Source organism: Aliiglaciecola lipolytica (assembly GCF_018860635.1).
GTDB lineage: Bacteria > Pseudomonadota > Gammaproteobacteria > Enterobacterales > Alteromonadaceae > Aliiglaciecola > Aliiglaciecola lipolytica_A.
In genome coordinates, this window is record NZ_JAHKPT010000030.1 from 116,793 (window position 1) to 142,919 (window position 26,127).

General features: G+C 42.5%; 15 protein-coding genes. 6 read left to right on the forward strand and 9 right to left on the reverse strand.

The annotated features are described in order from the left end of the window. Nucleotides 1-6: 6 nt before the first annotated feature. From KO530_RS16805 to KO530_RS16825, 5 genes are all read right to left on the reverse strand, one after another. On the reverse strand, nucleotides 7-1,023 hold the full coding sequence (locus KO530_RS16805; RefSeq protein ID WP_216049615.1) for a cupin-like domain-containing protein: 1,017 nt from the start codon (nucleotides 1,021-1,023) through the stop codon (nucleotides 7-9). Between the two features lie 5 nt (nucleotides 1,024-1,028). Next, nucleotides 1,029-1,751 (reverse strand): SapC family protein, encoded by a 723-nt coding sequence (locus KO530_RS16810; RefSeq protein ID WP_216049616.1) that lies wholly within the window; start codon nucleotides 1,749-1,751, stop codon nucleotides 1,029-1,031. A gap of 60 nt (nucleotides 1,752-1,811) precedes the next feature. Further along, entirely contained in the window at nucleotides 1,812-3,371 is a 1,560-nt protein-coding gene (locus KO530_RS16815) for a tryptophan halogenase family protein (protein ID WP_216049617.1), read from the reverse strand. Between the two features lie 105 nt (nucleotides 3,372-3,476). Then, the gene (locus tag KO530_RS16820; protein WP_216049618.1) at nucleotides 3,477-6,443 is read right to left on the reverse strand and encodes a TonB-dependent receptor; all 2,967 of its coding nucleotides are present in this window, start codon (nucleotides 6,441-6,443) and stop codon (nucleotides 3,477-3,479) included. Nucleotides 6,444-6,550: 107 nt separating this feature from the next. Next, a complete protein-coding gene (locus tag KO530_RS16825; RefSeq protein WP_216049619.1) occupies nucleotides 6,551-9,166 on the reverse strand; it encodes a glycoside hydrolase family 16 protein in 2,616 nt (871 codons plus the stop codon). Between the two features lie 406 nt (nucleotides 9,167-9,572). Between KO530_RS16825 and KO530_RS16830 the strand changes: the two genes are divergently transcribed. Together KO530_RS16830 and KO530_RS16835 are read left to right on the forward strand one after the other, a co-directional pair. After that, on the forward strand, nucleotides 9,573-10,955 hold the full coding sequence (locus tag KO530_RS16830; RefSeq protein WP_216049620.1) for a malectin domain-containing carbohydrate-binding protein: 1,383 nt from the start codon (nucleotides 9,573-9,575) through the stop codon (nucleotides 10,953-10,955). A gap of 73 nt (nucleotides 10,956-11,028) precedes the next feature. Next, nucleotides 11,029-14,469, forward strand: a complete 3,441-nt coding sequence (locus tag KO530_RS16835; protein ID WP_216049621.1) for a hypothetical protein — start codon at nucleotides 11,029-11,031, stop codon at nucleotides 14,467-14,469. A 96-nt stretch (nucleotides 14,470-14,565) separates the two neighbouring features. Here KO530_RS16835 and KO530_RS16840 read toward each other — a convergent pair whose 3' ends face one another. The 3 genes from KO530_RS16840 to KO530_RS16850 all read right to left on the reverse strand — a co-directional run bounded on the left by KO530_RS16840 (nucleotide 14,566) and on the right by KO530_RS16850 (nucleotide 18,566). Further along, nucleotides 14,566-16,368: a hypothetical protein gene (locus tag KO530_RS16840; protein ID WP_216049622.1), complete on the reverse strand. Its 1,803-nt coding sequence runs from the start codon at nucleotides 16,366-16,368 to the stop codon at nucleotides 14,566-14,568. Between the two features lie 155 nt (nucleotides 16,369-16,523). After that, nucleotides 16,524-16,721, reverse strand: a complete 198-nt coding sequence (locus KO530_RS16845) for a hypothetical protein (protein WP_216049623.1) — start codon at nucleotides 16,719-16,721, stop codon at nucleotides 16,524-16,526. A gap of 273 nt (nucleotides 16,722-16,994) precedes the next feature. Beyond that, a complete protein-coding gene (locus tag KO530_RS16850) occupies nucleotides 16,995-18,566 on the reverse strand; it encodes a sugar porter family MFS transporter (RefSeq protein ID WP_216049624.1) in 1,572 nt (523 codons plus the stop codon). 203 nt (nucleotides 18,567-18,769) lie between these two features. Between KO530_RS16850 and KO530_RS16855 the strand changes: the two genes are divergently transcribed. From KO530_RS16855 to KO530_RS16870, 4 genes are all read left to right on the forward strand, one after another. Beyond that, nucleotides 18,770-19,945, forward strand: coding sequence for a sensor histidine kinase (locus KO530_RS16855; protein WP_216049625.1), 1,176 nt, complete (start codon nucleotides 18,770-18,772; stop codon nucleotides 19,943-19,945). Further along, a complete protein-coding gene (locus KO530_RS16860; RefSeq protein WP_216049626.1) occupies nucleotides 19,942-20,760 on the forward strand; it encodes a LytR/AlgR family response regulator transcription factor in 819 nt (272 codons plus the stop codon). Before KO530_RS16855 ends, KO530_RS16860 begins: the two co-directional genes overlap by 4 nt. A gap of 249 nt (nucleotides 20,761-21,009) precedes the next feature. Continuing rightward, on the forward strand, nucleotides 21,010-22,050 hold the full coding sequence (locus KO530_RS16865) for an efflux RND transporter periplasmic adaptor subunit (RefSeq protein WP_216049627.1): 1,041 nt from the start codon (nucleotides 21,010-21,012) through the stop codon (nucleotides 22,048-22,050). Next, nucleotides 22,050-25,154, forward strand: coding sequence for an efflux RND transporter permease subunit (locus KO530_RS16870; protein WP_216049628.1), 3,105 nt, complete (start codon nucleotides 22,050-22,052; stop codon nucleotides 25,152-25,154). Before KO530_RS16865 ends, KO530_RS16870 begins: the two co-directional genes overlap by 1 nt. Before the next feature lie 119 nt (nucleotides 25,155-25,273). On the opposite strand, the gene KO530_RS16875 is transcribed toward KO530_RS16870, so the two are convergent. Next, the gene (locus tag KO530_RS16875; RefSeq protein ID WP_216049629.1) at nucleotides 25,274-26,113 is read right to left on the reverse strand and encodes a DUF2797 domain-containing protein; all 840 of its coding nucleotides are present in this window, start codon (nucleotides 26,111-26,113) and stop codon (nucleotides 25,274-25,276) included. Between the last annotated feature and the right edge of the window lie 14 nt (nucleotides 26,114-26,127).

Genomic DNA, 26,127 nt, shown 5'->3' on the forward strand with positions numbered 1-26,127 from the left:
GTTACACTATCGGTTTAATTTGTTTAATAACTGACTGCGTAGCTGTCTCGCCAAGGTTTCATCTAAGGGGCTTAAAATTCCTTTTCTAGTGGCGGGAATATGCGCGTTTTCTGCAGGATTAAATACGTAGTGTTGAAAAACATCCTGCCACACCTGACGTTGCGATTCAGGTAGATCACGAATGGCTAATATTGCGTGATTGAGTGCATCTAGTGGCGTGCCCATGTAATCCGGAACTTGACGCCACCAGTAGTTCAGTAAAACGTTAAATTCAGTCAGCCCTTCAACATGATGCCACCACATACTGGGAATGAAGATACAATCTCCCGGCTCAAGTTCAACGATAAAACAGTGTTCAATTGCTTCGACAAACTTAGGGTATTTTTCGAAATCTGGATGATGAAAATCCACTAAACTCGCTGATTGTCCTGCCGGCGTATAATCCAACGGACCTATATACAGGTTAGCTAACTGATCGGGGGGGAATAATATAAACCTACGTCGGCCGACTACATTGCATGCAAGGTTATCTGGTATGTCGTAGTGCGCAGCTATACGAGAACGGTTACCAGCCCAAATACTGACTAACGGCGAGTCTTGCAATGGCGGTAATTTGTTATGTTCTGTGAATCCCGGCAAAATATGATTCACCGAGGTTGAGCCTAGATAAGTGGAAGGTGAATCCTTGCTCCCAGCAAGCGCAATAATTTCGTTAATCAGGGTTTTAAAAACGGTGGTTTTGGGCTGAAAATTGAAGCCTTGCAAATCGTCATTATAGAAAAACCGGCCAGCCACTTCTGGCGGTGCCACAAATGCCTGAACGGGATTGTTGTTGGCCCATTGATTTAAATAATCAGCTGCACATTGAGGTGATTCTAATCCCGCTTTTACGGATGGCCAATCTGCCACTAGACCTCTAAAAATACAGGGTAAAGAACTACTTAGTTGTGCTTGATTTAAGTCGGCTATTGTACTGTTAAGCACTTCTTTTAAGCTATTTTTTGAATCGAAAGGCAATTTCATAGGGCTTACAACGACGCGTTTTTCTTTTCAATTAATAGTGATAAGTTCGACATGGACGCCTCCATCATATGCATCATTTGTAAGTATCCTTGTTGGTGTAACTTTTGTAAAACATCCCCTTGAAGGGCTGCTACTTTTTCTTCGTTAACACTGTAAAGACTATTTAACTCATGATTAGAGCCGTCTTTTAACTGTACTTTTATACTAACCGGTTCAATCAGCTCATATTGCATAATGGTGTCTATAAATTCATCAGTTTGAGAATGTCCTTGATGAATGGTTTGCAGTACAGAATTAATATTTTGCAAATAATCACTTTGCCCACCTTGTTCCAGAAATACCTTCTCTCCGGCAGTTTGACTGACTCTTGGGCTGTCCATATCCACAAATACCACGGGATCTTGTTTCAGCACACCATCAACTTGCACGTTTTGGAAGCCAATCAGAAAAGGGCGTCTACGAATAGTTAGCGGAATATAGTTGGCCTGCCAGCCTGAATCGTTTAGATAAAGGTTCTCTAGTGGGGCAAACCCAAAAAGCGCTATAGCTTCGAATTTTCCAGTGTCAGTATGTTTGTGAAAAAATAGTGGATACAAGCCCTGAGCTTCACGAAACTCAGATACAAACACATTGGTAAAACTAATATCATCGCCAAGGTTAGGCAAAAAATCCGTGATTACCTGCAAATCTTTGTGGGTGACATTATCCAGTAGTTGATGGTTGGCCATTAGCTTTTCCTAATTAATATTTGGTGAAGGTGGTTCGCTTTAACAGTTGTGAACTTAAACCTAAATTCGTTGCAATCCATATTGATGAATTTTGTTAATCAGTTCCCGATTGGTGGGTAATCCTCTGAGTAACTTTTCTGTCATTTGCTGGTTTTTTCTAAAATTTTCCAGCGCAATTTGCTGATTATCAGAGCGTCTAATCGTTTTAGACTGCTGAGTTTTAAAGCCCATTCCGTATAATACATATTGATAACTTGCTGACGGGAATACCTCATCGGTTTGGGTAAAATCACTGTGCCATGGTGATTGGTGTTGCCACAATTCCATCAGTTCTGTGAGCCCCTCAGGAATAGTTTCAGCTCGGCAATTGTCAATCCAATAATCAGAATCAGTACGTTTGGTCAGTACATAATGCAATTTTAGAAAATCGATGATTCTGTCCCAGCGATAACGAAATTTATTGTTGAATCGTTTTGCGACTATATCCATTACGTTGCGATTGGCTGGAAGCTGTTCACTGATCATCGCCGCAGATAATTCGACTAATACCAATGCTGAGGCTTCCAGTGGTTCCAAGAATCCAGCCGATAAACCAACAGCAACACAGTTTTTATGCCAGAAGGTTTCACGATGGCCCGGCACAATGGGAATTTTACGAACATCAAGTTCATCAACTTTATTGCCAATACTTTCACGAATATACTGACGCAATTCCAATTCAGCTTGCTCATCACTGATATGTGCTGTGGAATAAACATGGCCAACACCGCGACGCGAAGGTAAACCAATGTCCCAAATCCAGCCGGCGCTTTGTCCAGTCGATATAGTATGCGAGGCAATCGGGCTTTGTTCATCAGGGTAAGGCACATGTACCGCTAGTGCGGCATCATTAAATAAAATGTCCTTTTTGTGTATAAATGGTATTTGATAGTGTTTACCAATTAATAATGCATGGAATCCACTGCAATCGATAAATAAATCACCGTTAAGATCATTATGTTGTTTCGTTGATAAGCTTCGAATATCGCCATTTTCATGGCTATTAATTGCGATTACAGTATCAAGTATGTGTTTGACTCCAAGCTTTTCAGTGCAATGCTGTTGTAGGAACGCCGCAAATTTACCTGCATCTAAGTGATATGCATAGTTGGCAACATGGGCGAATTCTGGGGTAGTGTTTTGTTTTGGTGCTAAGTCTCGCTCACATATTTGCCCCTGAAATGACACTGCATCGGCAAAGGGAATATGCGCAGCTTGCTGTTGCCAAAATGGCGCTAAATTAATTTGTTCATAACCTTGAGGCAAAACCAGTGGATGGTAATAGGCATCATCTTTTGCTCCGGTCACCCATTTAGCAAATTTAGCACCTTGTTTGAATGTGGCATCGCAGCAGCGGATAAAGTCGGTCTCGGTAACACCCATCTTACGCAGGGTTCCGCGCATAGTTGGCCAAGTTCCTTCGCCCACACCCACAGGTTTCACGTCCGGTGATTCAATTAGGGTAACTGATATACCTTGTTCTGAATGAGCCATGTGCTCAGCGGCAATTACGCCAGCGGTGAGCCAACCGGCTGTACCACCCCCTACGATGACAACATTGCGAATTTGATTAGTTGACAAATTATACTCCCAGCCACGCTTTACATTGATTCTATATTAAATGTAAATTTACAAAATAATAACAAAAAGCCGCCACTAAGACGGCTTTTTCTTGCTTATTTGCGCTTAAAATGAATAGCGCGCACCAAAGTTATAACGGGTGCCGTATTGACGAGCAAACAAGAATTGCTCTTCATAACGTCCGTAACCTTCCTCGGTTTCATTGGTTAAGTTAAGCCCTTCAAAGAATACGGTTAGATTGTCGTTAACATCGTAGTTAATGCTCATATCGTACTGCTCATATTCTTTAAAAAACTGTGGAGGCGCTTCAGCTGTGCCTTGTGCCTGACCTATACCAATTAGGTAGGAATCACGCCATGCATAAGTGAGCTTGGCCGATAAACCGTCTTTTTCGTAAAACACTTGGACGTTTGCTGAATCACTTAGCCCATTTAATGGAGACTGTACCGAGAAGTTTTCAGTGTCATAGTTCACGTCACCATCAACTAATGTCATGTTAAAGGCAGCGCCAAAGCCACTTTCACCGAACAAATGTTGAATCGCCAATTCAATCCCGTCTACCATCTTTTTCTCGCCGTTTGACGGCTGACTGACTAGCCATTCAACTAGCGGATCGTCGTCACTCTGGCGAACGATTTGAGTTTCACAACAATCGTCATCTACGCCGCCGCCATTATCAATGATTTGTTGCCAAATCGCGCCATCGGTAGCTTGTATGCCATTAGCCACTAAATCTGCTTCAGCTTGAATAGCCCTTGGTCCAATATACGGGTCTCGGAGGCCATCAACTGTGATAGTAGTGAAGGTATTTTGAATAAAGTTCTTTACGTCTTTGCGGAAATAGCCAAGTGACGCGTAACTGCCTTCTTCATAGTAATATTCAAAACTGAAATCTAAGTTAGTGGACTCAAATGGCAGTAGGTTGGTATTCCCTGAAGAGCCTGTACGACCGCCGGGCTTGGGACTTCCTGATAGAGATCTCGCGCCTATCAAGTTGCCAAGAGGTGCTCGAGTGATAGTTTTACTGGCAGAGAATCTAGCAACAATATCGTCAGTAACTTCTAATTTAATGTCTAAATTAGGTAGCACTACATCATGCTCGCCGGTATAGGTCACAGTACCGCCATCACTTGCACGATAGCGCATTTGCCACTCAGTGGGGTTTGTCCAAACTAGGTAGTCTTCCACGCTATCTTGTAACACTAAGCTGGTAACGTCAGTTTGCTCATAACGTACGCCTATATTCACATCTAAAGGCATATCTGCAATTTCAAAATACATATCTGCAGATAGGTAGGCACTTTGGGTTTCTTCTGTTAAATCTGCACGGCTATTGGTACCAAAATCAGGATTAAGAGGGTCAGTTGAAAATCCAAAATAGTCCTGCATTCTAGCAATCACTTCTGCATAATCGAAGGTATAGTAATAGTTAGTGACGAGGTTACTCCCGCCATTTGAAAATTCATCTAAAAAGTCGCCGGTATCGGTTCGAGTGAACATGCTATCTGGGAAAATGGCTTGGTTTCCATTATAACCATTAGGTCCAACATTACCGTTATTGGCAGAGTATCCACCAAAATATTGGTCCGTGTTGGCTAGACCAAATTGCACTTTTGTCAGGAAGCTATCGTTGGGGTTAACCCACTCAGTATCTAATTGGATTTGTTCAATGGTTGACTTGCCTTCTGCACGTCCAAATTGAGCGAAAAGGGGATCAAAATCACCCGGATCGGCTTCTTCTGCGCCATTCGGCCAGGTGATATCAAACTGCGGGACGCCGCCACCAGAGAAGTCATAGGTTTTTGTCACTATGTTATTCGGCCCTAAAATCACGTTACCAGAGTGACCTGTGCCATTATCTGCGCCGTTATCTGTTGTGGTTTTAGAGTCGTGGTAATCAAGCTCAACATGAAAGTTGTCAGTAGCTTGCCATTCAAAGTTAAAGCCAATGGAGTCGCTTTCTACTAACAGTGTTTCAACGTTAGCTGAGTGGGCAAAATCGTTGCTTGATTCAGTTAAGCTAATTGCCGAACCTCGCTCATCTAACTCGTACGAATTTATGTTTCCGCCGAAGTTAAACCAAATTCCAAATCCTTGACCAGATGTGGCGGTTTCTGATTCAGAGTAGACATAATCTAAAGTGAAAGTCATATCGTCACGTGGCGCATATTGCAGCGTCGCCATGCCGTTTACACGTGTCCGTTCTACATTATTAATATTGTATGAGATTTGACGAGGTAAATAGGTGTGGCCAGCTTTCCCGTCTTCCAATGAGCCGTCTAAGGTATCTTCTTCTAAACTGCTCGCGTCAGGGCGTAAATCAATAAAGTCAGTGGTTGTGCCAAGAGATTGATCCGCTTGCCAGCCCGGAACATTTGCACTTTGTTGCTGGAAGTTACGTTCTTGCATTGATAACGAAATTGCCACACCAAACGTATTGTCAGCAAAAGTATTGCTATAAAGAGCTGATAATTCAGGCGTGATATCATCACCTTCTACATTCGATTCATCGTAAATGCCCTTGGCTGACACAACATACTTTAAGCCTGGACTGCTCAACGGTTTGGCGGTAATAATATTTACTGTTGCACCTAAACCACCACTTGGAACGTCAGCGCGTCCGGTTTTATATAACTCTAGTGCGCTCACACCGTCTGAAGACAAATTCTCTAAATCGTAAGAACGGGTGTTTCCTGTCCCTGGCATTTGTCGACCATTTAAGGTGACCAAGTTAAAATCAGGTCCAAAACCACGAACGGTGATTTGGCTACCTTCACCATTTTTACGGCTGATTGTCACGCCGGGAATACGTTGCAAAGATTCAGCGATATTGGTATCTGGAAATTTCCCCATTTCCTCAGCAGAAATAGCGTCAACTACCCCTTGTCCATCGCGTTTAATGTCCATTGCTCGTAACAATGAACCGCGAATTCCCTTTACTTGAATCACTTCTACATCATCTTGCGAAACCGCAGCGTCTTCTTGTGCATTGGCGGCGGGTACTAAAACCCCACCTAAAAGCATAGACATTGACGCAGCTAAGTATTTTTTCTTGAAGGTCATATGTTTCATAGTTGCCCTACTTAATTGTTCTTTATTCTGTGTAAACCCTTTGGGCTTTATATCTTTTGTGTAGACACAAAACCCAGTAAGCAGTAATTAGTTTTTATTTCGAGCTATCATTCAGACGTAATCTTTACGTTATCAATGCGGTAAATTGCGCCGTCACCGGTGCCCCAAGCTGGGAATATCATTAAGACGTCGATAGCACTGATATCCAGCCCCGCGTCGGAAAGTGTCAGAAGATCAAATGTGTAAGTTTGCCATTCGCCGGTTACCGGAACTTCGCCTTCTTTACTCGCTTCAAGGGCTAATTCCACAGCGGTTTCTGCGCCTAAAGACTCCACTTTAAACACCCAAGCTGTAGTTTCACTTGGTGTAGCAATTACCTTCATATCGAATTGAATAACCCCGCTTGTTAATAGGGTTGTTGCGTCAAACTCTGCGCCATCTTCTGCTAAGAAACCCATTACCGTTGGCGTTGCACCGATTTGGAATTCAGCCGTCGCTCCATGTGCTGCATCCCCATCTATTTCAACAGTTGGTGTTGAACCACCACAGCAATCCCACATTGGCCACTGGGCATTTTCTTGGTCAGCAAAAAGCGTAATTGAGGGAGGTGGTGGGTTGAATATCTTGGCATTATCGACGCGGTAAACAGCGCCTTCTCCTGCACCCCATGTAGGGAATATCATGACCACATCAATAGCGCTTAAGTCAAGGCCGGCATCCGCCAAATTTTGTAAGTTAAAAGTGTAGGTCTGCCATTCGCCTGTTACTGGGGCAACCCCTTCGTTGCTGGCAGATAAGTCCAGTTCTACAGCTTGTGCTGCACCATTACTCTCTACTTTAAACAACCAAGGCGTAGTGTCGCTAGCAGTACCTGTGACAACTTTCATTTCAAATTGGATTACACCAACGGCTTCTAACAAACTGGCATCGAATTTTACCCCGTCGCCAGATAGGAAGCCCATTACCGTTGGCGTTTCACCAATGCTAAATTCTGCAACTGTGCCGTGTTCTTCATCATCAATCGCTTCAACAGGTGTTGATCCGCCGCAACAATCCCACAGGGGCCATTCCATATTGGTTTGGTCCGCAAATAACACCAGTTCAGGATAGTCGATGGCAAATTTTACGTTGTCTACACGATAAGTCGCGCCTTCACCTGTTCCCCATGCAGGGAAAATCATGATGACGTCGATACCAGTTAAATCCAAACCTGCATCTGCCAAATCTTGCATAGAAAATGAATAGGTTTGCCATGTACCTGCAGTCAATGGATTTCCGTCAACGTCCTGTGTGATATCGAGTTCAACTGCCTGACTAGCACTGTTACTTTCAATTTTAAATTTCCACACCGCGTTAGCGTCGCTTGGCAATGAAACAACTTTCATTTCGAAAGTTAAAGCACCAGCGGTTAACATAGGGGATGCATCAAAACGCACAGGCGTATCAAGTAAGGTTGTGTTAAAACCCATCACTGTAGGCGCAGCTCCAATCACAAATTCAGCCACTGCACCATGCTCGGCGTCATCGGTCTCAATAGTAGGAGTAGAGCCACCACAACAATCCCAAATGGGCCAATCCGGATTGGCCGCATCGGCAAAAACGGTGAGTTCTTGAACCACTCCTGTTGAAGGAGGTTCAGGAATCGGAGCCTTGCCTGTTACCAAAGCATCATCTTCATCTTTATAACCACCGCGAACTGTTTCGCAACCTTTACCCGTCATCGGGTTGGTTGAACATTCGTAAACACGAACATAATCAATAATGTAACTTTGTCCGTTGGCAAATGCGGTTTCATCGATACCTAGGTTGTTTACGTTTGAAGGCCAATCTCCACCTACTGCTAAGTTGAGTAGAATGTGGAAATCTTGATCAAATGGCGCAGCGTCCCAATGTACTTCTTTTTCACCAGTGGCAATATCGAAGTATTCAGAGAACCAACCTTGATGAACTAAACCAGAGGCTTCTCCTTTACTGTTGTAACGGACTTCTGAAGCCATTTGAGTTGCATATAAATAGCCATCGACATACCAGCGAATTTCGCCTTCTTGCCATTCTATGGCGTAGGTGTGGAAGTCATCAGCTGGATTGGCACCATCTGGCAGAAGATATTCCTTACCGGATGATTCATTTTGCGGCCAGTCGCGACCATAGTGCAAAGTACCATGGACATATTTTTCTTCGTTACCGTCGGCATCTACTACACCCAAATTAACCGCTTCAATAATATCGATTTCACCTGACTTGGGCCAAGAGCCATAAACTTCGTCGGTAGGTAACATCCAAAATGCCGGCCAACTACCTTGTCCAGAGGGTAATTTAGCGCGCATCTCAAAGCGGCCGTATGTCCAGTCACCCTTATATTTCGTTCTTAATCGCGCAGACGTATAGGGTAGTTCGGCACCTTCTTCGGCAGGTTTTGCGACAATATTAAGCATACCATCTGCGACAAAAGAGTTTTCAGAGGAGTCGGTGTAACATTGTTGTTCATTGTTCCCGCCTCCGCTGCAATTGACTTCATGACTCCATTTGGTTGAATCGATACTATCCCCATCGAATTCATCATTCCAAATCATCACCCAGTCTTCGACTGGCGCGGACGTATCAACTGCTTTTAAATCTGTATCTGAATTAGAACCGCCGCAACCAGTTAAAGATATCGCGATAGCGGCACCTACAGATAGAGACAAGTTGCGCGTCGTGTGCTTTACGCTTTTTATTCTCATTGTGTTCTCCGAAAACAAAACCAAAGTGATTTTGACTGGTTATTAATCCGATGCTTCTGCGTTATGTCGTCACAGTGAATTATCAGATTCCAAACCAGATGTTAATTGCCTGATTTGATATGTAACACAAAGGTTAATAATCTGCGGGCGAAAATCGATAAGGCGGGACTAGTAGGAGATGGAACGGACTTATACACTAATTATACCAATTTTGAGAGCTAGGTATAAATCGAAAATACATTCTAAAGCCGCTATTTTAAAGGCTTTTGGGGTTTTTTATGGGGGTGAGGCCAGTTGGCCGCCTCACTAGTCCGCTTTACCTCGTTTACGTTGCATGCCGCAAAAGTTTGCATACAGTTAGCAACAAATTTTTAATAATTTAACGTTATTTAAACAATGGCTGTGTATGAAAAGTTATCATTTTTCGCGGTTTATCATATTGTGCTTTTCATGCTCCTTTATATGGGTAGGTGCAGGGTGTACAAATTCTCAAGTAACACAAAATAATCTTCAACCAGCATCGCCCAAAGGGGCATCTGAGGTTTTTGCAGCCTCAGTAGTACATGCGATTAATGTTGGCGGTCCTGAGTACCTTGGACAGGACGGGGTTCTTTATCAAGCCGATACGTTTACAGTCGCAAATACTAAAGGACAGTCAAAAGGAATAAAAGGAACTCAAGATCCTAGGTTGTTCGAAACCTATCGTATAGGCGATATGAACCTTCCTCTAGCAGTAAAGAATGGCATTTATGACGTTACCTTAAAGTTCGCAGAGCCGACAGATATGCGGGCATCGGATAGGCTGTTCAACATTAACATCGAGGGGCAAAATCAAATACAAAACCTTGATATAACCGTTGCTAGAGATGGTAAAAAATTATCAGCGCTAGTGCGCACTATACCGAATATTAAGGTACAAGATGGTGAACTGAATATTGTCCTAGAAGGGGTTAAAAATGCACCTGTTTTACATGCCATTATTGTCCGCAGTAAACAACGAGATCCACAGCATTGGCAATTGGTTTGGGGGGACGAATTTAACTATTCAGGCGCGCCAGATACTGAAAAGTGGAATTATGATATTTGGCCTGCTCGTAAAGTAAATGATGAGGATCAAACTTACACTAACAGATTGAAAAATGTGCGGGTAGAAGACGGTGTACTTGTTATTGAAGCCCATAAAGAGCAGTTTGCAAATGCAGAATATACTTCGGGGCGAATTCACGCCAAAGACAAAGGTGACTTCCTATACGGAAAGGCAGAAATTCGTGCTCGAATACCAGCGGGGCAAGGCACCTGGCCGGCAATCTGGATGTTACCTAGTGATGCCTTCAAATACGCTACTAAATGCAGTTCTGATAGCGAATGGCAAGGCAATAACGAATGTGACGCATGGCCTAACTCTGGTGAAATCGACATTATGGAGTATGTTGGTTACGACCCTCACAATATCCACGGAACTGTGCATAACAAAGCATACTATTGGGTTAACTGGGAGCAACGAAAAGCCAGTTTCGACATTGGCCCTGAAGTCAATAACGACTTCCAAATTTACTCTCTGGAGTGGGGACCAGAGCATATCATTATTGCATACAATGATATTCCCTATTTCTACTATTCGAATCAAGGCGAAGGTTGGCAAGCCTGGCCCTTCGATCATCCCTATCACATCATTCTAAACCTTGCTATCGGGGGGGGCTGGGGAAGGGCTGGTGGGCCAATAGATGACAGTATCTTCCCTGTGAAAATGGAAGTCGACTACGTTCGAATTTATCAGCTGGAACACTAATCATAGATCTTCAACTTTTTAATCATGGGTGGCGACACCGGTTAACAATTTACTTAACAAAGCAGTTAAAAATATGAAAAATACGATAAACCAAAAGATTAATGGTTCATTTGTCAATTTGGCCGGTGAACGTTATTACAAAATTGAAAATGTTGATCAAATGCCGGCTTTTTTCATTAGTTTGGTATCCGATAGCGACCATTGGCTTTTTGTTTCATCAACAGGTGGCTTAACCGCAGGGCGCGTGTCTCCTGAAACTGCCTTGTTTCCGTATGTTACAGTAGACAAAATCCATGAAAGCAGTCATCACACTGGGTGTAAAACAGTGTTTAAAATCATTCTGGATGACAAAGTTAATCACTGGGAACCGTTCAATTATCTGCGCGAACACAATTACTCCCTGAGCCGTAACCTTTACAAAAATACCTTGGGTAATAAGCTGTGTTTTGAGGAAATAAATCATACTTTGCAATTGGTATTCCGCTATACCTGGACTACTAGCGACGAATACGGATTCTGTCGCATCGCTGAGATAGAAAACATTTCAGAACAGCAAGTGAACGCTGAAATGCTTGATGGGTTGCTCAACATTTTGCCCGCTGGCACCCCACGATTTACCCAATCTCAGTCAAGTAATTTAGTCGATGCGTATAAGTTTAATGAACTTGACGAACACACTGGAACCGGCATTTTTACTTTATATTCAGGCATTACAGACAGAGCTGAACCTAGTGAGTCGTTGCGAGCTAATGTGGTGTTTTGCTTAGGCTTGCAAGAACCAAATATTTTATTATCGGAAGAGCAAATTAACAGTTTCAAAAATCAACAAAAAATCGTGACTGAATCCTCTTATCGTGGAGTTCGTGGCGCATATTTGGTGAATAGTAAATTTGAACTAATGCCATCTCAGCATAAAAGCTGGATGTTAGTCGCAAACGTTGAACAAGACCAAAAACAAGTTACTGCTTTACTTGAGGAGTTAAATTCTCCCAGTACTTTGCAAAGCAAAATAAGCTCTTCGATTGCCGCAGGCAGTGATGCTCTTGCTAGAATTATGGCCAGTAGTGATGGTTTTCAGCAAACCAACGAAGAAGAAGTGTCAGTTCACCACTATGCGAATACCTTGTTCAATGTATTGCGTGGCGGTATTTTTAATGATCAATATCTGATTACAAAAGACGATTTTATTAAAACGGTGAAAACCTTTAATCAAGGGGTTTACCACGCCAATCAGAATTTCCTCGCAGCTCTGGATGATAAATTCTCTGTGCAAACATTAATAGCGGAAGTAGAGCAGGTGGGTGATCTGCAACTGCAAAGGCTGGCGTTTGAATATTTACCTATTACCTTTGGACGCCGCCATGGTGATCCAAGCCGCCCTTGGAATCAATTTGCGATCAATTTAAAAGACAAACAGGGCAATCCACTGCTTTCCTACCAAGGCAATTGGCGGGATATTTTTCAAAACTGGGAATCGCTCACCTTCAGCTACCCGCAGTTTATTGAAAGTGTCATCGCCAAGTTTTTGAATGCCTCAACAATGGATGGCTATAACCCTTACCGTATTACCAAACAGGGAATCGATTGGGAAGTGGAAGAGCCGGATGATCCCTGGAGCTATATTGGCTACTGGGGAGATCATCAAATTATCTATTTGCTGAAAATGTTAGAGCTGTCAAAGCAGTTCCACCCCGAAAAACTCAATCAACTTTTAGCTGCTGACATATTCAGTTATGCAAACGTGCCATATCGGATTAAGGATTTTGACGCGCTATTGGCGAATGCAAAAGATACCGTTTCATACGATGAAGAGTTAGCTGCAAAGATTGAGCAACGAGTACAGGCGATGGGATCGGATGGCAAATTGGTGTTGACTAAAAGTGGTGAAGTTTACCAAGTTAATTTAGTCGAAAAGTTGTTGGTTCCTTTGTTGTCTAAGCTCAGTAATTTAGTCATTGACGGAGGCATCTGGCTTAATACTCAGCGACCAGAATGGAATGATGCGAATAATGCATTAGTGGGGCAAGGTTTATCCATGGTCACCTTGTATTACATTCGTCGCTACTTACATTTCTTTAAAACGCTTATCGCTGAGCAGCAGCAAGACGTGCAATTATCATTGGAAGTGAACCAGTGGTTATTAGATAGCTGCGATGCTTTACACGCTATCGCGCAACAAATAACCCAAGGTTCGGTTTCAAACACTGCGCGTTTTGAGATGATGCAGCGCCTTGGCTTGGCCGCAGAAGCTTATCGCAAGCGCGTTTATCAAGCTGAGGGATTTACTGGCAAAACGACTCAGGTGATGCGCCGAATCCATGTCCTTATTGATGATGCTTTGTTAGCTATAGACCATAGTATTCAAAGTAATCGTGCTGAAAACGGGCTATATCATGCTTACAACGTGTTGAAACTGGAACCGCAATGTTCACAAGTAGGGCATCTTTATCCTATGTTAGAAGGTCAGGTTGCGGCGCTTAGTAGCGGTGCAATTAAAGGTGAGGAAGCCATAGCGGTATTAGATGCGTTGTTTGATTCAGACATATACCGTGCGGACCAACAAACCTTCATGTTGTATCCCGATAGAGTGCAAAGTCGATTCTTAGATAAAAATAAAGTACCTAAAGGTGCATTAGATAAATCAATTCTTTGCCAACAAATGTTAGCCAACAACGATGAGCGTCTGATTATGCTAGACAATCGAGGGATACTAAGATTTAGTGCAGATCTCAAAAATGCCAATGATGTTGCCGACTTAATTGATACTTTGGTTTTGCAATACGGCGAACAACTAGGGGCTGAAAAAAATCTTATTTTAGCTGTCTATGAAGATGTATTTAAGCACAATGCCTTTACTGGTAGATCCGGTGGTATGTTTGGCTTTGAAGGACTTGGTAGCATCTATTGGCACATGGTTTCGAAGTTATTACTTGCGGTAAAAGAGCAGTTCTTTCAGGCAATTGAAGAGCAGCAAAGTGAGCACCTAATTAAGCGCTTAGGTGAACTTTATTATCAAGTGCGTAAAGGTATCGGCTTTAACAAAACCCCTGAACAATATGGTGCTTTCCCTACCGACCCATACTCACATACGCCAAAACATGCAGGTGCTCAACAACCTGGAATGACTGGCCAAGTAAAAGAGGAAATTCTCACCAGATTTGCTGAGTTTGGCTTGCATGTAGCCGATGGTAAAGTGAGTTTCAATCCGGCTTTATTGCGCAGCCAAGAATTTTCTGCAGATGCCACAAACTTTACATACCTCGATATAGACGGAAACTGGCAAAAGCTGGCTTTACCTTGCAAAAGCTTAGGATTTACCTGGTGTCAGGTACCATTTGTATATCATTTGAAAGAGCAGGGGGAAGGTGAGATTTGCATTCAATACGCAAATGGCAAGATTGAAAGATTGCAGCAAAACTGCCTAACTAAACAACAAAGTCAGATGTTGTTCGATCGTTCAGGGCAAATCCGAAAAATAGACCTGAGTTTAAATAAACAGCAATTGTTTAGCTAAATTTGGATTCACCGCTGTACTTGCGTGATATAGATATCGTGTGTACAGCGGTGATACTTGGATAACAAGTAAACAATATTTTAAATAACTAGCGTGTTATTCACTGTCAGCGGATTGTTGCTCTGCTGCTTGTTTTTGTTTCTCTGCTTCTTTTTCTTGCTTTTCTTTCTCTGCAACAGCAGACAATAAACTTTCGTATTCAGCTTGCATGGCGGCAATGTCCATTTTGACGTCGCTGCTCCATGTTTGACCAAAGTCATCGGTACTGACGATTTGTCCTTGATCGCACAAGAAGTAAATACGCTGCCCGTTAGTTAATTTAGGCAAGGCTATTTCACAATCTGGTTTAGCTGTGCCACGCATAGTCCAGTCTTTTCTTGAAACATCCTCACTATTCGCGGTGGTACTAATAATTTGCAGTTGTTTAACTGTTTTATCTGCTCGTCCAAGGGTAATAAGGGTTTTGTCTTCCAGAACAATGGGTAACGAACGATCTGTAGTATTGTCCCCAAAAGTTTTTAAACTGCGGTTAAGGGATATCCAGCTTTGTCCGTAATCAAAGCTAACGGCCTGATCGCCTATACCATCCCATTGACTAACCTCTAAGCCAACCAATACGCCATTTTCCAGTTGTGAAACTTGCACCATTGGTGAGGATTTCACGCTACTCCACTGGTTAGATTCGACGTCGAAATCATGAAGCTTGTTATCGTTAAGCACTCTGAGTTGACCATCGGCGCTTAAAATCGGAAATAACCCACCGTTTTGCACCCAAAAATCATTCGGGTTTTTCCGTTCAAAATCCCCTATACGCTGCCAAGATAAATCGTCTTTATTGATGCTGTAGAAGTAATGATTTTTTGCCGAAGCGGTCACTGCAAATAGCGCCTCCTTGGCTTTACCAAACCAAATAATGGACTCTGCTGCTGAAACTGGCTGAGTTGCTGTCCAACTTCCTTGCAAACTGTCGCTAACAAATACTTGTCCGCGTTCGGAGCCAACTAAAATTTTGCCGTCTAACTCTAAAACACTGGTTAGTTGTCCGTTTGTCGGTAAATCAATTTGAGACCAACTATTGTCTTGGTTTACAACGTGTAACTGACCGAACTTAGCGGCCACAGCCCGTTGTTTATGGTCTTCTAAAATGAGGGCTTGGCTGCCATAGGCATTGTTGCGTGAGAGGCTACTTAATTTGTCGCGAAATTGGACAAACTTGTCATCTTCCCAACCAAGTGATTGATTGAAATTAACGCTGCTGGCTAAATTGGGGAAATGTTCAATAATAAAATCTTGCAGATTTTCCGCTTCACTAATACGCGTGACATAGGCTTTGCTAGAAGAGCGATTACTCCAAAAGGAGGTTTCTTTAATATTCAACAAAGGTTGGAAAACCAAACTACCTAAATTGGTAAACTCACCGGCTTTTACGTTAAACGTACCAGCTGAAGCATATACGGGCATAGTCAACCAAGAGCTCATATTGCCATCGGAATAAAAACTATAAAGAGAAGCAATTATGTATTGCCCTTCTGGCATGCTGCCGGCAAATAACTGACTATCTACAACACCTTGCGAGTTAGGTGAAAAAGTATAAGCTTCAGGATCCCACTCCACTTCATCTTCATTGAATGCTTTGTTTTTGGCCGCGGCTTTCGCTTTTGCCTCTTCAATCGCGGCCTGCTTAATTTGCTCGTGATTGTCCATTCTAACTGCTATAACTTCGGTCCATCCTGCATGCAGTGGTGCTAACCGACCTGTGTTATTTATTACTTGAAGTGCAACTACACCGTGATTCTGGGCAAGTGGCTGGCTACTATCTAAACGTGTTGATTTGATTTCATAAGTAGCGCATCCATTCAGAAAAGCGCCAATTACAAAAATGAGAATCAATTTTTTCATCGATTTTTCCATTAAAATATTAAAAATGCGACCAGCCACTATCATTCAATAGGTTAGTTGTACTGACCAAAAACTTAGGGAAATGGGTTTTGATAGGAATCAAGCTCCATTTCTACCGCAAGATAGAATGGTGCTTTAGGTGGGGGAGTAAATTCTTATTGTTTCGCAAGCTGCAAAAAGCACTGATTGGTTTGAGCATCTTTATTCGTCAACGTTTGCACTGCTTTACCCTTTTCATCGAGGGTAACCACTAAATCAACATTCTTCTTAGCGCATTTATGCGCGTCCGCATACAATGCCTCGATCTGATAATTATTGCCAGAAGTTTGCTCATAATCTTCGGCGGTTAACAATTGACTTTAAGCTTTCCGTTGTTCATAAGTCTTTAAATAGCGTTATCACCTTCGCTTGGCGGCGTAGAGGCACATCCGTAAATAACAACCGTTAGTAAAGTCAGAATAACTTGTTTCTGCGTAACTCCTTGTTTTGTCTCTAATATCCATAATCGAGAACTATATGAAATGTTAGCTGGTTAGCCTACATCAAGACTTTTTTTAGAAACTAAATTATTATTCTCCTTAATCTGGTTAGGTTTAGCGCAAGGCTCGTCTCTATGTTTTGGCTTTTTAGCGCACCAAAATGTGCTCCAGCTCTTCCAGAGATTTGCCTTTGGTTTCAGGTAAGTAATAGATGATAATCGCTAAGCCAATAAGCGCAAAAATTGCATAAAAAGCAAAGGTATAAGTGACACCTAAGGTGGCTATTTCCCATGGGAAGATGAGTTGCACTAAAAAGCTTACCGCCGAATTAATTAAACCCACAAACGAGATGGCAATGCCGCGAATTCGGTTGGGAAACAGTTCTGAAAATAACACCCACATGACGGGGCCAAGAGAAATGGCAAAGCAAGCGACAAAACCTAATAAACTGATGAGCACCCATTTCTGGTTGACGTTGACCGAAGCAGCAATGAGTTCCGATTCATGTTTCAGTGCTATATCAGCGCCTAAATGCGTAACCAGTGCGGCTTTAAATTGCAAATCGTTCATGTACGTTGTTTGGGTCAGCGCCGTTTGACTTTCGTGGCTAATCTCAACAGGGATTTCGGTTAATGCTTTAGCATCTAACTGATAACTTGCTTGACCAAATTGAAACGCCATCATGGCCATACAAACGGCGATGCCTGATACACCAAATATCAATAACGCCTTCCGTCCCACTTTGTCGATTAGCAATATGGCAAATACGGTAAACAGTAAATTAATTAAGCCCACTAAAACGGCTTGCATAAAGGATGCGTCTGTACCGAATCCACTTTGCTCAAATATCATAGGCGCATAAAAGAACACTGCATTAATTCCGGTAATTTGTTGTAAAATAGCAATTGAAATACCGATGATCATTACCAAGCGCATTTTCGGTTTAAGCAATGTTAGAAGTGAGGTTTGCTGTTGCTGGTTATCCTGTTTTAAGCCTGCTTCTATGCTATTAAGTGTATCTTCTAATTCGGCTTCAGGAACTGTTTTACAAAGCACTTGTTTGGCTTCGTCCGGCCTGTTTTTCAGTAATAACCATCTTGGACTTTCTGGTACAAAATTCAAACAAAAGAAATATAACAACGCTGGGATTGCTTCTAGGCCTAACATCCAGCGCCAATTCCATTGTTGAATATTCCACGTATCTTGTTCCGGTGTTGTTGCGGAACCAAGTTGTAAAATTAAATAATTAGTGAAAAAAGCAGCAGAGATTCCAATAACAATGTTCAATTGATTGAGTGATACCAGTCGACCACGAAACTTGGCAGGGGCAATTTCAGCGATATACATAGGAGCGATTATCAATGCTGCGCCAACACCAAAACCACCTAGCATTCTCGCCAGAACTAAAATCAGAAAACTGGGGGCGACTGCCGACAATACGGCAGATAATAAAAATAGGAAAGCGGCGACTTTTAGTACCGTTTTTCGACCAAACTTATCTGCTAGTGGACCTGAGATCATCATTGCTAAAGTAGCGGTAAGGGTAAGTGATGCAACGGCCCAGCCTAGTTGTAATTTGGTTAATCCAAACTCGGGCTCGATAAATTTCACCACACCAGAAATAACCGATGCATCGAACCCCATTAAGAACCCACCTAATGCTGCAATAAGTGAAATAAAAGCGACGTAAAAAAGTGAAAATGAAGTGTGTTTTGACATATTAATCGCTCTTGTTTTAGGGCTGGATTAGCAAGTATCAATTTCGTGATATTAGTGAATTTAACGATTTACGTTAACTTATTTTTTACTTTTAAAGGTGAATATACGGTAAAGTGGTTCGCCGCTGCGGTAGGGCGGACTGCAAAACTGGCGGTTCGATCGGGCAGAGTGTAAAATTTTGATTCACCTTCGAAAGGTTCACTATGTTGCAAAAAATAACGGATTTTACAAAACGCTTTATTGCTAATCAGCCGAGTCGGAAGTTTTGGTTGTGGCAAGTTGGTTTTTGGTTATTTGTCAGTGTTATGAGTTTTGCGGTACTCACCCTTTGGTACGGTCCATTTTCTTGGCCTCACATCCTGCATATTATACTCCAAGCTCTGTTAGGACTAATGTTGTCCTTGGTGTTGTATTGGGTATTCATGCACATTTGGGACAAAAGTACTCGTTTTCGAGCGCTAGTTGGTTTTATCACCGTCATGCTGGTGTCGTTTGTTTGGACGTTGGCTCGTGTATATGCCTTTATTTCTCTTACTGGCGATGGCACCGAATGGACGCAGTTTGGTGGTTGGCATTTTGCAAGTATTTTCATCTTTCTATGCTGGGCCGGTCTGTTTCATGGCATTCGATATTATGAATTGTTGCAGACTGAACACATTATATTGTTGCAAGCGGAATCAGAAGCCAAAGAAGAGCAGTTGAAACGCATGAAAGCACAAAATGTGGCAAGAGATGCACAACTTAAGATGCTTCGTTATCAGCTCAATCCGCATTTTTTATGCAATACCTTAAATGCAATTAACTCGTTGGTTGAAAGCAACGAAACTGTCAAGGCTCAAAAAATGACAGTCCAATTGAGCAAGTTCTTGCGCTATTCATTGGATAATAATCCAGATACTAAGATTCCGTTGGAAACCGAAGTCAATGCGTTAAATTTATATTTGGAGATCGAGAAGACCCGTTTTGAAGATCGTTTGAGATTAGATTTTGAGATTACAGCTGAAGCCAAATCGGCTTTGTTGCCCAGTCTTTTATTGCAACCCATTATAGAAAACTCAATGAAACACGCTATTGCGCAAAGTGAGTCTGGTGGCACAATCGAGTTTAGAGCCGATGTTGTTGATCATCGTTTAATACTACAATTAAGTGATACTGGCTCTGGGGCTAAAATCGCTAAAAGTAAATTGAAAAGCTCTACCGGACGTGGTGTTGGTTTACGCAATACTGACGAACGTCTCAAAGCACTTTATTCTGATGATTATTCAATGGATATCAAGTTATTACCATCAGGTGGCCTGAAAACCATTATCAATATTCCTTGTGAATACAATCTAGCGGATAAAGTAGACAGGACCAATACCAAGGAAAAAACTGCATGAACAAGATTCGAGCCGTTATTGTCGATGATGAGCCGCTTGCCCTTAATGTACTGCGAGCAAAATTGAACCAGTTACCACAAGTGGAAATTGTTGGTGAAGGTAAAAATGGTCGTCAGGCGATTGAATTGATAATGGACTTAAATCCCGACTTGGTTTTTCTCGATATTCAAATGCCTGGGTTGAATGGTTTTGACGTGGTGAAAAACCTGCAAAGTGAACTGGTTCCTTTGATTGTTTTTACCACGGCATATGAACAATATGCATTAGATGCTTTTGATGTGCATGCGGTTGATTATATTCTCAAACCCATTGATACGGAGAGAATTCAAAGAGCAATTGAACGAGCCCAAGAACGAATGGCGGCAAATGAACAGGTGGATTATAAAATACCAATTATCGGTGCCATTGATACCATTAGTCGCAGAGAAAGCAATTTTGAACAAGACGAAGAACTTGCGGCTAATCATGCAAACAATAACCTAGAACGTAAAATTGTGATTAAAGAGCGGGATGAAATTACCTTGCTCAAACAATCCGATATCGAGTGGATTGATGCCGCTGGGGATTACGTGTGTTTGCATGCTGAGGGAGAAACCCATATCAAGCGTATTACTCTCAAAGAATTGCTAGAAGAGCTTGATGATACAGTTTTTAAGCGGGTCCATCGCTCCACTATCGTCAATCTGAACTTCATTGAAAAAGTCATACCACATACTAAAGGTGAGTTCTTTTTACAGCTCCAAGGGGGCACGGAGCGGATTAAAGTAAGCCGAAATTACAAAGAATCAATTCGTACCTTTCTAACTGAAAAATAACCATTTATTATTTTTATTATAGTGAATTCGACCAACGCCTTTTTTATGCGTTATTCTCAGTTGTATTTGATAACCTCTAATGCTCTTATAACATTCCATTAACGACTGACTACATCAATAACTACAGGTTAGATGAAAAACTCTGTTATTTCAGATATCTAACTGAGTTTTTAATTTTTATGATGAAAATAAAATCAAAATGGCCGTTAGTTACGTAACACTTCAAAACTTTACATGGTGAATAAACGGATGAATTACATCACTACAATACTGTTGCTTCCTATCATACTTGTCACATTGACGATTTTTCATTCTGCTCATGCTCAGCAATTTGGCGCCAAAGGACCAACAGAAGTTATTGTAAATAGCGTTAGTTTAGACACTCAAAGCTCTTCGGTGGAGGCCGTGGGTTCAGCTGAAGCTATAAAATCTGTGGATATCTTTCCGGCTACCGCAGATAGAGTTGTGGCCGTAAACTTTGTACCTGGACAAAAAGTTGTGCAAGGTCAGGTATTGTTAGAGCTTGATTCTCGTCGTCAAAAAGCGGCTTTACAACGGGCCAAGATTCAACTTCATGATGCGACTAGGAATTTAACTAGGTTACAGCAAAGTAGTAGCAAAGGTGCGGTAACAGAAAGCGCACTAGATGTGGCGTCAACTGCTAAAGAGTTAGCAAAAATGGATGTGATTGATGCTGAGATAGAATTACAAGACAGAATAGTCATCGCGCCTTTTACAGGTTATGTGGGACTCACTGATGTGGAAGTTGGCGACCGCATTACCCAACAAACCTTAATTACAACTTTAGATGACCGAAGCCAATTGTTTATCAATTTCCGTGCCCCAGAATCTGCCGCCAATACGCTAGCAAAAGACAGTTTAGTTACCGTACAACCATGGACCAATCGAGAAGCCACACTAGAGGCTGAAATTGCCCAGTTAGATTCAAGAATCAGTGATACTGATCGCACTATTTTAGCTCGCGCTATTTTAGACAATGCACAAGATAATTACCGTCCAGGAATGAGCTTTCGCGTCAACATCAGTGTGCAGGGGCAATCTTATCCAGTTATTCCTGAATCAGGCCTTTCATGGGGCGCAACCGGTGCATACATTTGGAAGATGGTAGATGGTAAAGCGGTGAAAGTAGAGGTGCAAATTAAACAGCGTATGCGCGGTTATCTGCTGGTAGAAGGAGATATAAGCGAAGGTGAGCAATTGATAGTCGAAGGTATTCAACGTTTGCGACCAGGGCAGGCTGTTAAAGTCCGAGCACAGGAGACAAATTAATGAACTCATCTTCCCATCATCAACAAGACTTACCGTCTTTGTCGGTGCGCCGACCCGTACTTATCGTGGTAATCAATTTGTTAATCATGATAGCGGGAATTGCTGCACTAAGCGGTCTTGAAGTGCGTGAGTTACCCGATGTAGACCGTCCTAGGTTAACTGTTTCTGCTAGCTATCCGGGAGGTTCCCCCGAAACTGTTGACATGGAGGTAACGAGTCGACTAGAAGGCGCTATTGCGCGTGTAAGTGGGGTTGACTCCATCAGAGCACAAAGTGAAGAGGGCAATTCACGAACCGTTGTGGAATTTCGTCCCGGTATCAATTTAGAAGACGCTGCCAATGAAACCCGTGAAGCAATTAGCCGAGTGCAACGGGAATTACCCGATGAAGTTGAACGACTTTCTATTATCAAAGCGGATAACGACGCTCAAGCAGTAGTTAGCTTAGCTGTTTCCAGTGACAACATGAGCATGGAAGCAATGACCGAAATGGTTGAAACTGACTTAGCGCCGATGTTTCTGAGTATTCCTGGAGTCGCCGATGTGCGGCTTAATGGTGACCGAGAGCGGGTGTTACGCGTCACAATCGATCCTTTACGATTAACCAGTTTTGGCTTATCGGTAACAGATGTGGCTGATGCCCTCAGACTTGCCCCTTTCGATGTTCCAGCGGGTAGCCTCAGGTCTACCGACCAAACACTGATTGTTAGAGCAGACGCGACCTCGGTGACCACAGATCAAGTTGAAAATATTGTTATTAGAGGCGACACCCGTGTGGCAGATGTGGCAAGTGTGTATTTTGGTCCCGCGGACGCGCAAAGTCTGGTGCGTCTAGACGGTACCCCTGTCATCGGGTTGGGGGTTTTACGGCAAGCCAGCTCAAACACCATTGAAATTTCAAATGAAGTTCTGAAAATGGTCAAGCAACAACAGTTGCGATTTCCAGAGTTAAATATCGTCGTCACCTCAGATGATGCGGAATTTATCCGTGGCTCTGTAGAAGAAGTAATTACCTCGTTGACGTTTACTATTGGCCTAGTTGTATTAACGCTTTGGGTGTTTATCGGCTCCGGTCGGGCAACAATTGTACCTGCACTTGCTATACCTGTGTCTTTAGTCGGTGGCTTGGCGGTGATGTGGATGTTAGGTTTTTCGATAAATATTCTCACACTGTTGGCATTGGTGCTGGCCACAGGTCTGATTGTTGACGATGCTATTGTGGTCTCAGAAAATATACAACGACGGCGCTCGCTCGGTTTAGGGGCAAGAGCGGCGGCGGTTATCGGCAGTCGCGAGGTGTTTTTCGCTGTAGTAGCAACCACAGCCGTATTGGCCGCAGTGTTTATTCCTATTGCATTTTTGCCGTCAACGGCGGGACGTTTATTTCGTGAATTTGGTGGTGTCTTAGCCAGTTCAGTGATTATTTCATCTTTTGTGGCTTTGTCTCTAGTGCCGGCATTAACTGCGAGACTACCAATTAAGAAAAATAGTAAGCATTTTTTGGGCGGTTTTGGGCAATGGTGCTCTCGGGGTTACGAGCGAAGTCTAGCTTGGAGCTTACGCTATGGCTGGTTAATTTTATTACTCTCATTGGCTGCTGGGGCATACGCCGGTTATTTATATCAATCATTAGATAATGAGCTTTTACCCAACGAAGATCGCGGTAATATCCGTATTTTTGCCCGAGGTCCCGATGGTGTAGGGGTTAACTTCATGGATCGCCAAGCCATGCAAATAGAAAATGCATTGATGCCTTATGTTGAAAAAGGTGAGGTTAAATCAATTTATACCGTAGTCGGGCAGTGGGATCCTAATATTGTGTTTATTACGGCGCCTTTGGTGCCTTGGGATGAACGTAGTCAATCGCAACAACAGATTATTGAGCAATTACAAGCTGAAGTTGGCGCAATTCCCGGCGCACCAGGTCGAGCTTTTGGTTCGAATAGTCTAAATTTACGGGGCCAAGGCGGAGGATTGGAACTGGCTTTGACCGGCGAAGAGTATGCTGAAATTTATCAGGCTTCGCTAGATTTTAAAGCAAAAATTGAACAACAGCTTTCAGGGTTTGGCGACATTCAAATTTCCTATCAACCTACGCAACCGCAATTGCGAGTGAATATAGATAGACGTCGAGCTGAAGAATTGGGGGTATCATTTTCGGATATATCAACCACCCTCAGAGCGGCTATCAATGGTGATGACATCGCAGATTTGAATGTGGGTGATCAGGCCATACCAATCATTCTGCAGGCATCTAATGCCAATTTAGCTAATCCTTCTGATCTCACCAACCTTTATGTATCTTCACAAAATGGTGGTTTAGTACCGCTATCTAGTCTTGCTTATATAACCGAAGAAGGTGTTGCATCAGAACTTGAACGTCATGCTCAACGCCGCTCGATTAAATTGGAACTAGAATTGGTTGATGACTCTTCGATGCAAACATCGGTAGAAAGTATTCGCCAATTAGCCCAAGAAACCTTGCCGCCAGGAATTGGCTTAGTGTTTCTTGGTGAAGCTAAAACATTCGAAGAGACCTCTCAACAAGTGCTGATGACCTATGTGTTGGCGTTTATTATAGTTTTATTAGTACTGGCGGCTCAATTTGAAAGTGTGAATAGTGCTGTGGTGGTGATTTTAACCGTGCCTTTTGGTATCGCATCTGCCTTATTCGCTCTTTATATCACTGGAATTTCGATTAATATTTATTCGCAAATTGGTTTGGTGATGTTGATAGGCCTATTGGCTAAAAATAGTATTTTGCTGGTGGAGTTTGCCGACCAAATGCGTGACCAAGGCTACAGTGTTTATGCTGCCATTATAGAAGCCGGCAAAGTTAGATTACGGCCGATTATGATGACCTTAGTGTCTACCATTTTAGGTGGTTTACCTTTAATCCTCTCTACCGGTGCTGGAGCTGAAGCTAGAAACGCTATTGGTTGGGTCGTTTTTGGTGGGCTTGGAATTGCAGTGGTGTTCACCCTTTATCTAACTCCAGTGCTGTATTTAGGATTAGCCAGATTCACTAAACCAAGAGCAGACGAAGCCAAACGTCTTGATGAAGAACTAGATAAAGCCAGTGCCGCGGGGATCGCCGTAGAATAGGTTTTAAATTTGCCAATAAATTATGCTGGCAGACAGTACAAAGTGCCTACTGTCTGCCTAGCCAAATAGTGTTAGATTTACTGCTATAGTCGCTAAAAACTAACCTATAAATAATTAACTTAGTTGGTTGTAATGTCTAAATGGTACCCTGAGTATTTACGCATATTAATCACCCTATCATTATCTAACATCCAGTATTGTCCCTTGATGCCATTTAGCACACCTTCAAACTCGAATTCTTTATCCAAATTAATTGACTTGATTTTACTTGGGTACTCAGACACAGGGTATTGAATGTCAATTGCGGGCATATCGATTAGGCTGATTGCTTGTAGCCCATATTGTGAGCCAATATCATCTAATTCCATTTCCACTAAACCAAATAAGTGTTCTCGCATGGCAATTAAGTCAGCTTCTTTAGGGTGCTCTTTTAGCATCGCTCGCCAATTCGTTTTATCGGCAATATGTTGCTTAATTACCGTTTCAACTAAGCCACTGAGCAACCTGTTCTTTACCCGTAAGATAGGTATTGCTTGAGTTGCTCCTTGGTCGATCCAGCGGCTTGAAACACCATCGCTAACGTGCCTAGTAATCCCCACTTTTAAGGTGCCGGTATTGGCTAGATACACAAAATGATCGTTCATGCAGTTGTCTTCCCCCCATTGGGGTTCACGACAAGTTCCTTGCTCATAATGGCAAGTTTCAGGTTTGATTATACAAGTATCGCACTGAGCTAGTTTCATTAAACAGCGATAACAATAGCCTTGATTAAAGCTTTTTTTGGTTTTTGTATTGCAATGGACACAATTAATCACGCCCTGATAGCTTACTTTCAGCGCGGTTCCAATTAATGGATTCATGCTGATGTGCGAATCACCAATAGGTAAACTATATTCAACCGTAGAGCCAATTTCAGCTTGACCGCGCATTTTGCGAATATTTCCAGAATAAGTGGGCATTAACGTTACTTCTT

Excerpts from the sequence above, each read along its gene's own strand:
- KO530_RS16805 (WP_216049615.1), bottom strand. The coding sequence starts at position 1,023 with ATGAAATTGCCTTTCGATTCAAAAAATAGCTTAAAAGAAGTGCTTAAC.
- KO530_RS16810 (WP_216049616.1), bottom strand. The coding sequence starts at position 1,751 with ATGGCCAACCATCAACTACTGGATAATGTCACCCACAAAGATTTGCAG.
- KO530_RS16820 (WP_216049618.1), bottom strand. The coding sequence starts at position 6,443 with ATGAAACATATGACCTTCAAGAAAAAATACTTAGCTGCGTCAATGTCT.
- KO530_RS16825 (WP_216049619.1), bottom strand. The coding sequence starts at position 9,166 with ATGAGAATAAAAAGCGTAAAGCACACGACGCGCAACTTGTCTCTATCT.
- KO530_RS16830 (WP_216049620.1), top strand. The coding sequence starts at position 9,573 with ATGAAAAGTTATCATTTTTCGCGGTTTATCATATTGTGCTTTTCATGC.
- KO530_RS16835 (WP_216049621.1), top strand. The coding sequence starts at position 11,029 with ATGAAAAATACGATAAACCAAAAGATTAATGGTTCATTTGTCAATTTG.
- KO530_RS16840 (WP_216049622.1), bottom strand. The coding sequence starts at position 16,368 with ATGAAAAAATTGATTCTCATTTTTGTAATTGGCGCTTTTCTGAATGGA.
- KO530_RS16850 (WP_216049624.1), bottom strand. The coding sequence starts at position 18,566 with ATGTCAAAACACACTTCATTTTCACTTTTTTACGTCGCTTTTATTTCA.
- KO530_RS16855 (WP_216049625.1), top strand. The coding sequence starts at position 18,770 with ATGTTGCAAAAAATAACGGATTTTACAAAACGCTTTATTGCTAATCAG.
- KO530_RS16860 (WP_216049626.1), top strand. The coding sequence starts at position 19,942 with ATGAACAAGATTCGAGCCGTTATTGTCGATGATGAGCCGCTTGCCCTT.
- KO530_RS16865 (WP_216049627.1), top strand. The coding sequence starts at position 21,010 with ATGAATTACATCACTACAATACTGTTGCTTCCTATCATACTTGTCACA.
- KO530_RS16870 (WP_216049628.1), top strand. The coding sequence starts at position 22,050 with ATGAACTCATCTTCCCATCATCAACAAGACTTACCGTCTTTGTCGGTG.
- KO530_RS16875 (WP_216049629.1), bottom strand. The coding sequence starts at position 26,113 with ATGCCCACTTATTCTGGAAATATTCGCAAAATGCGCGGTCAAGCTGAA.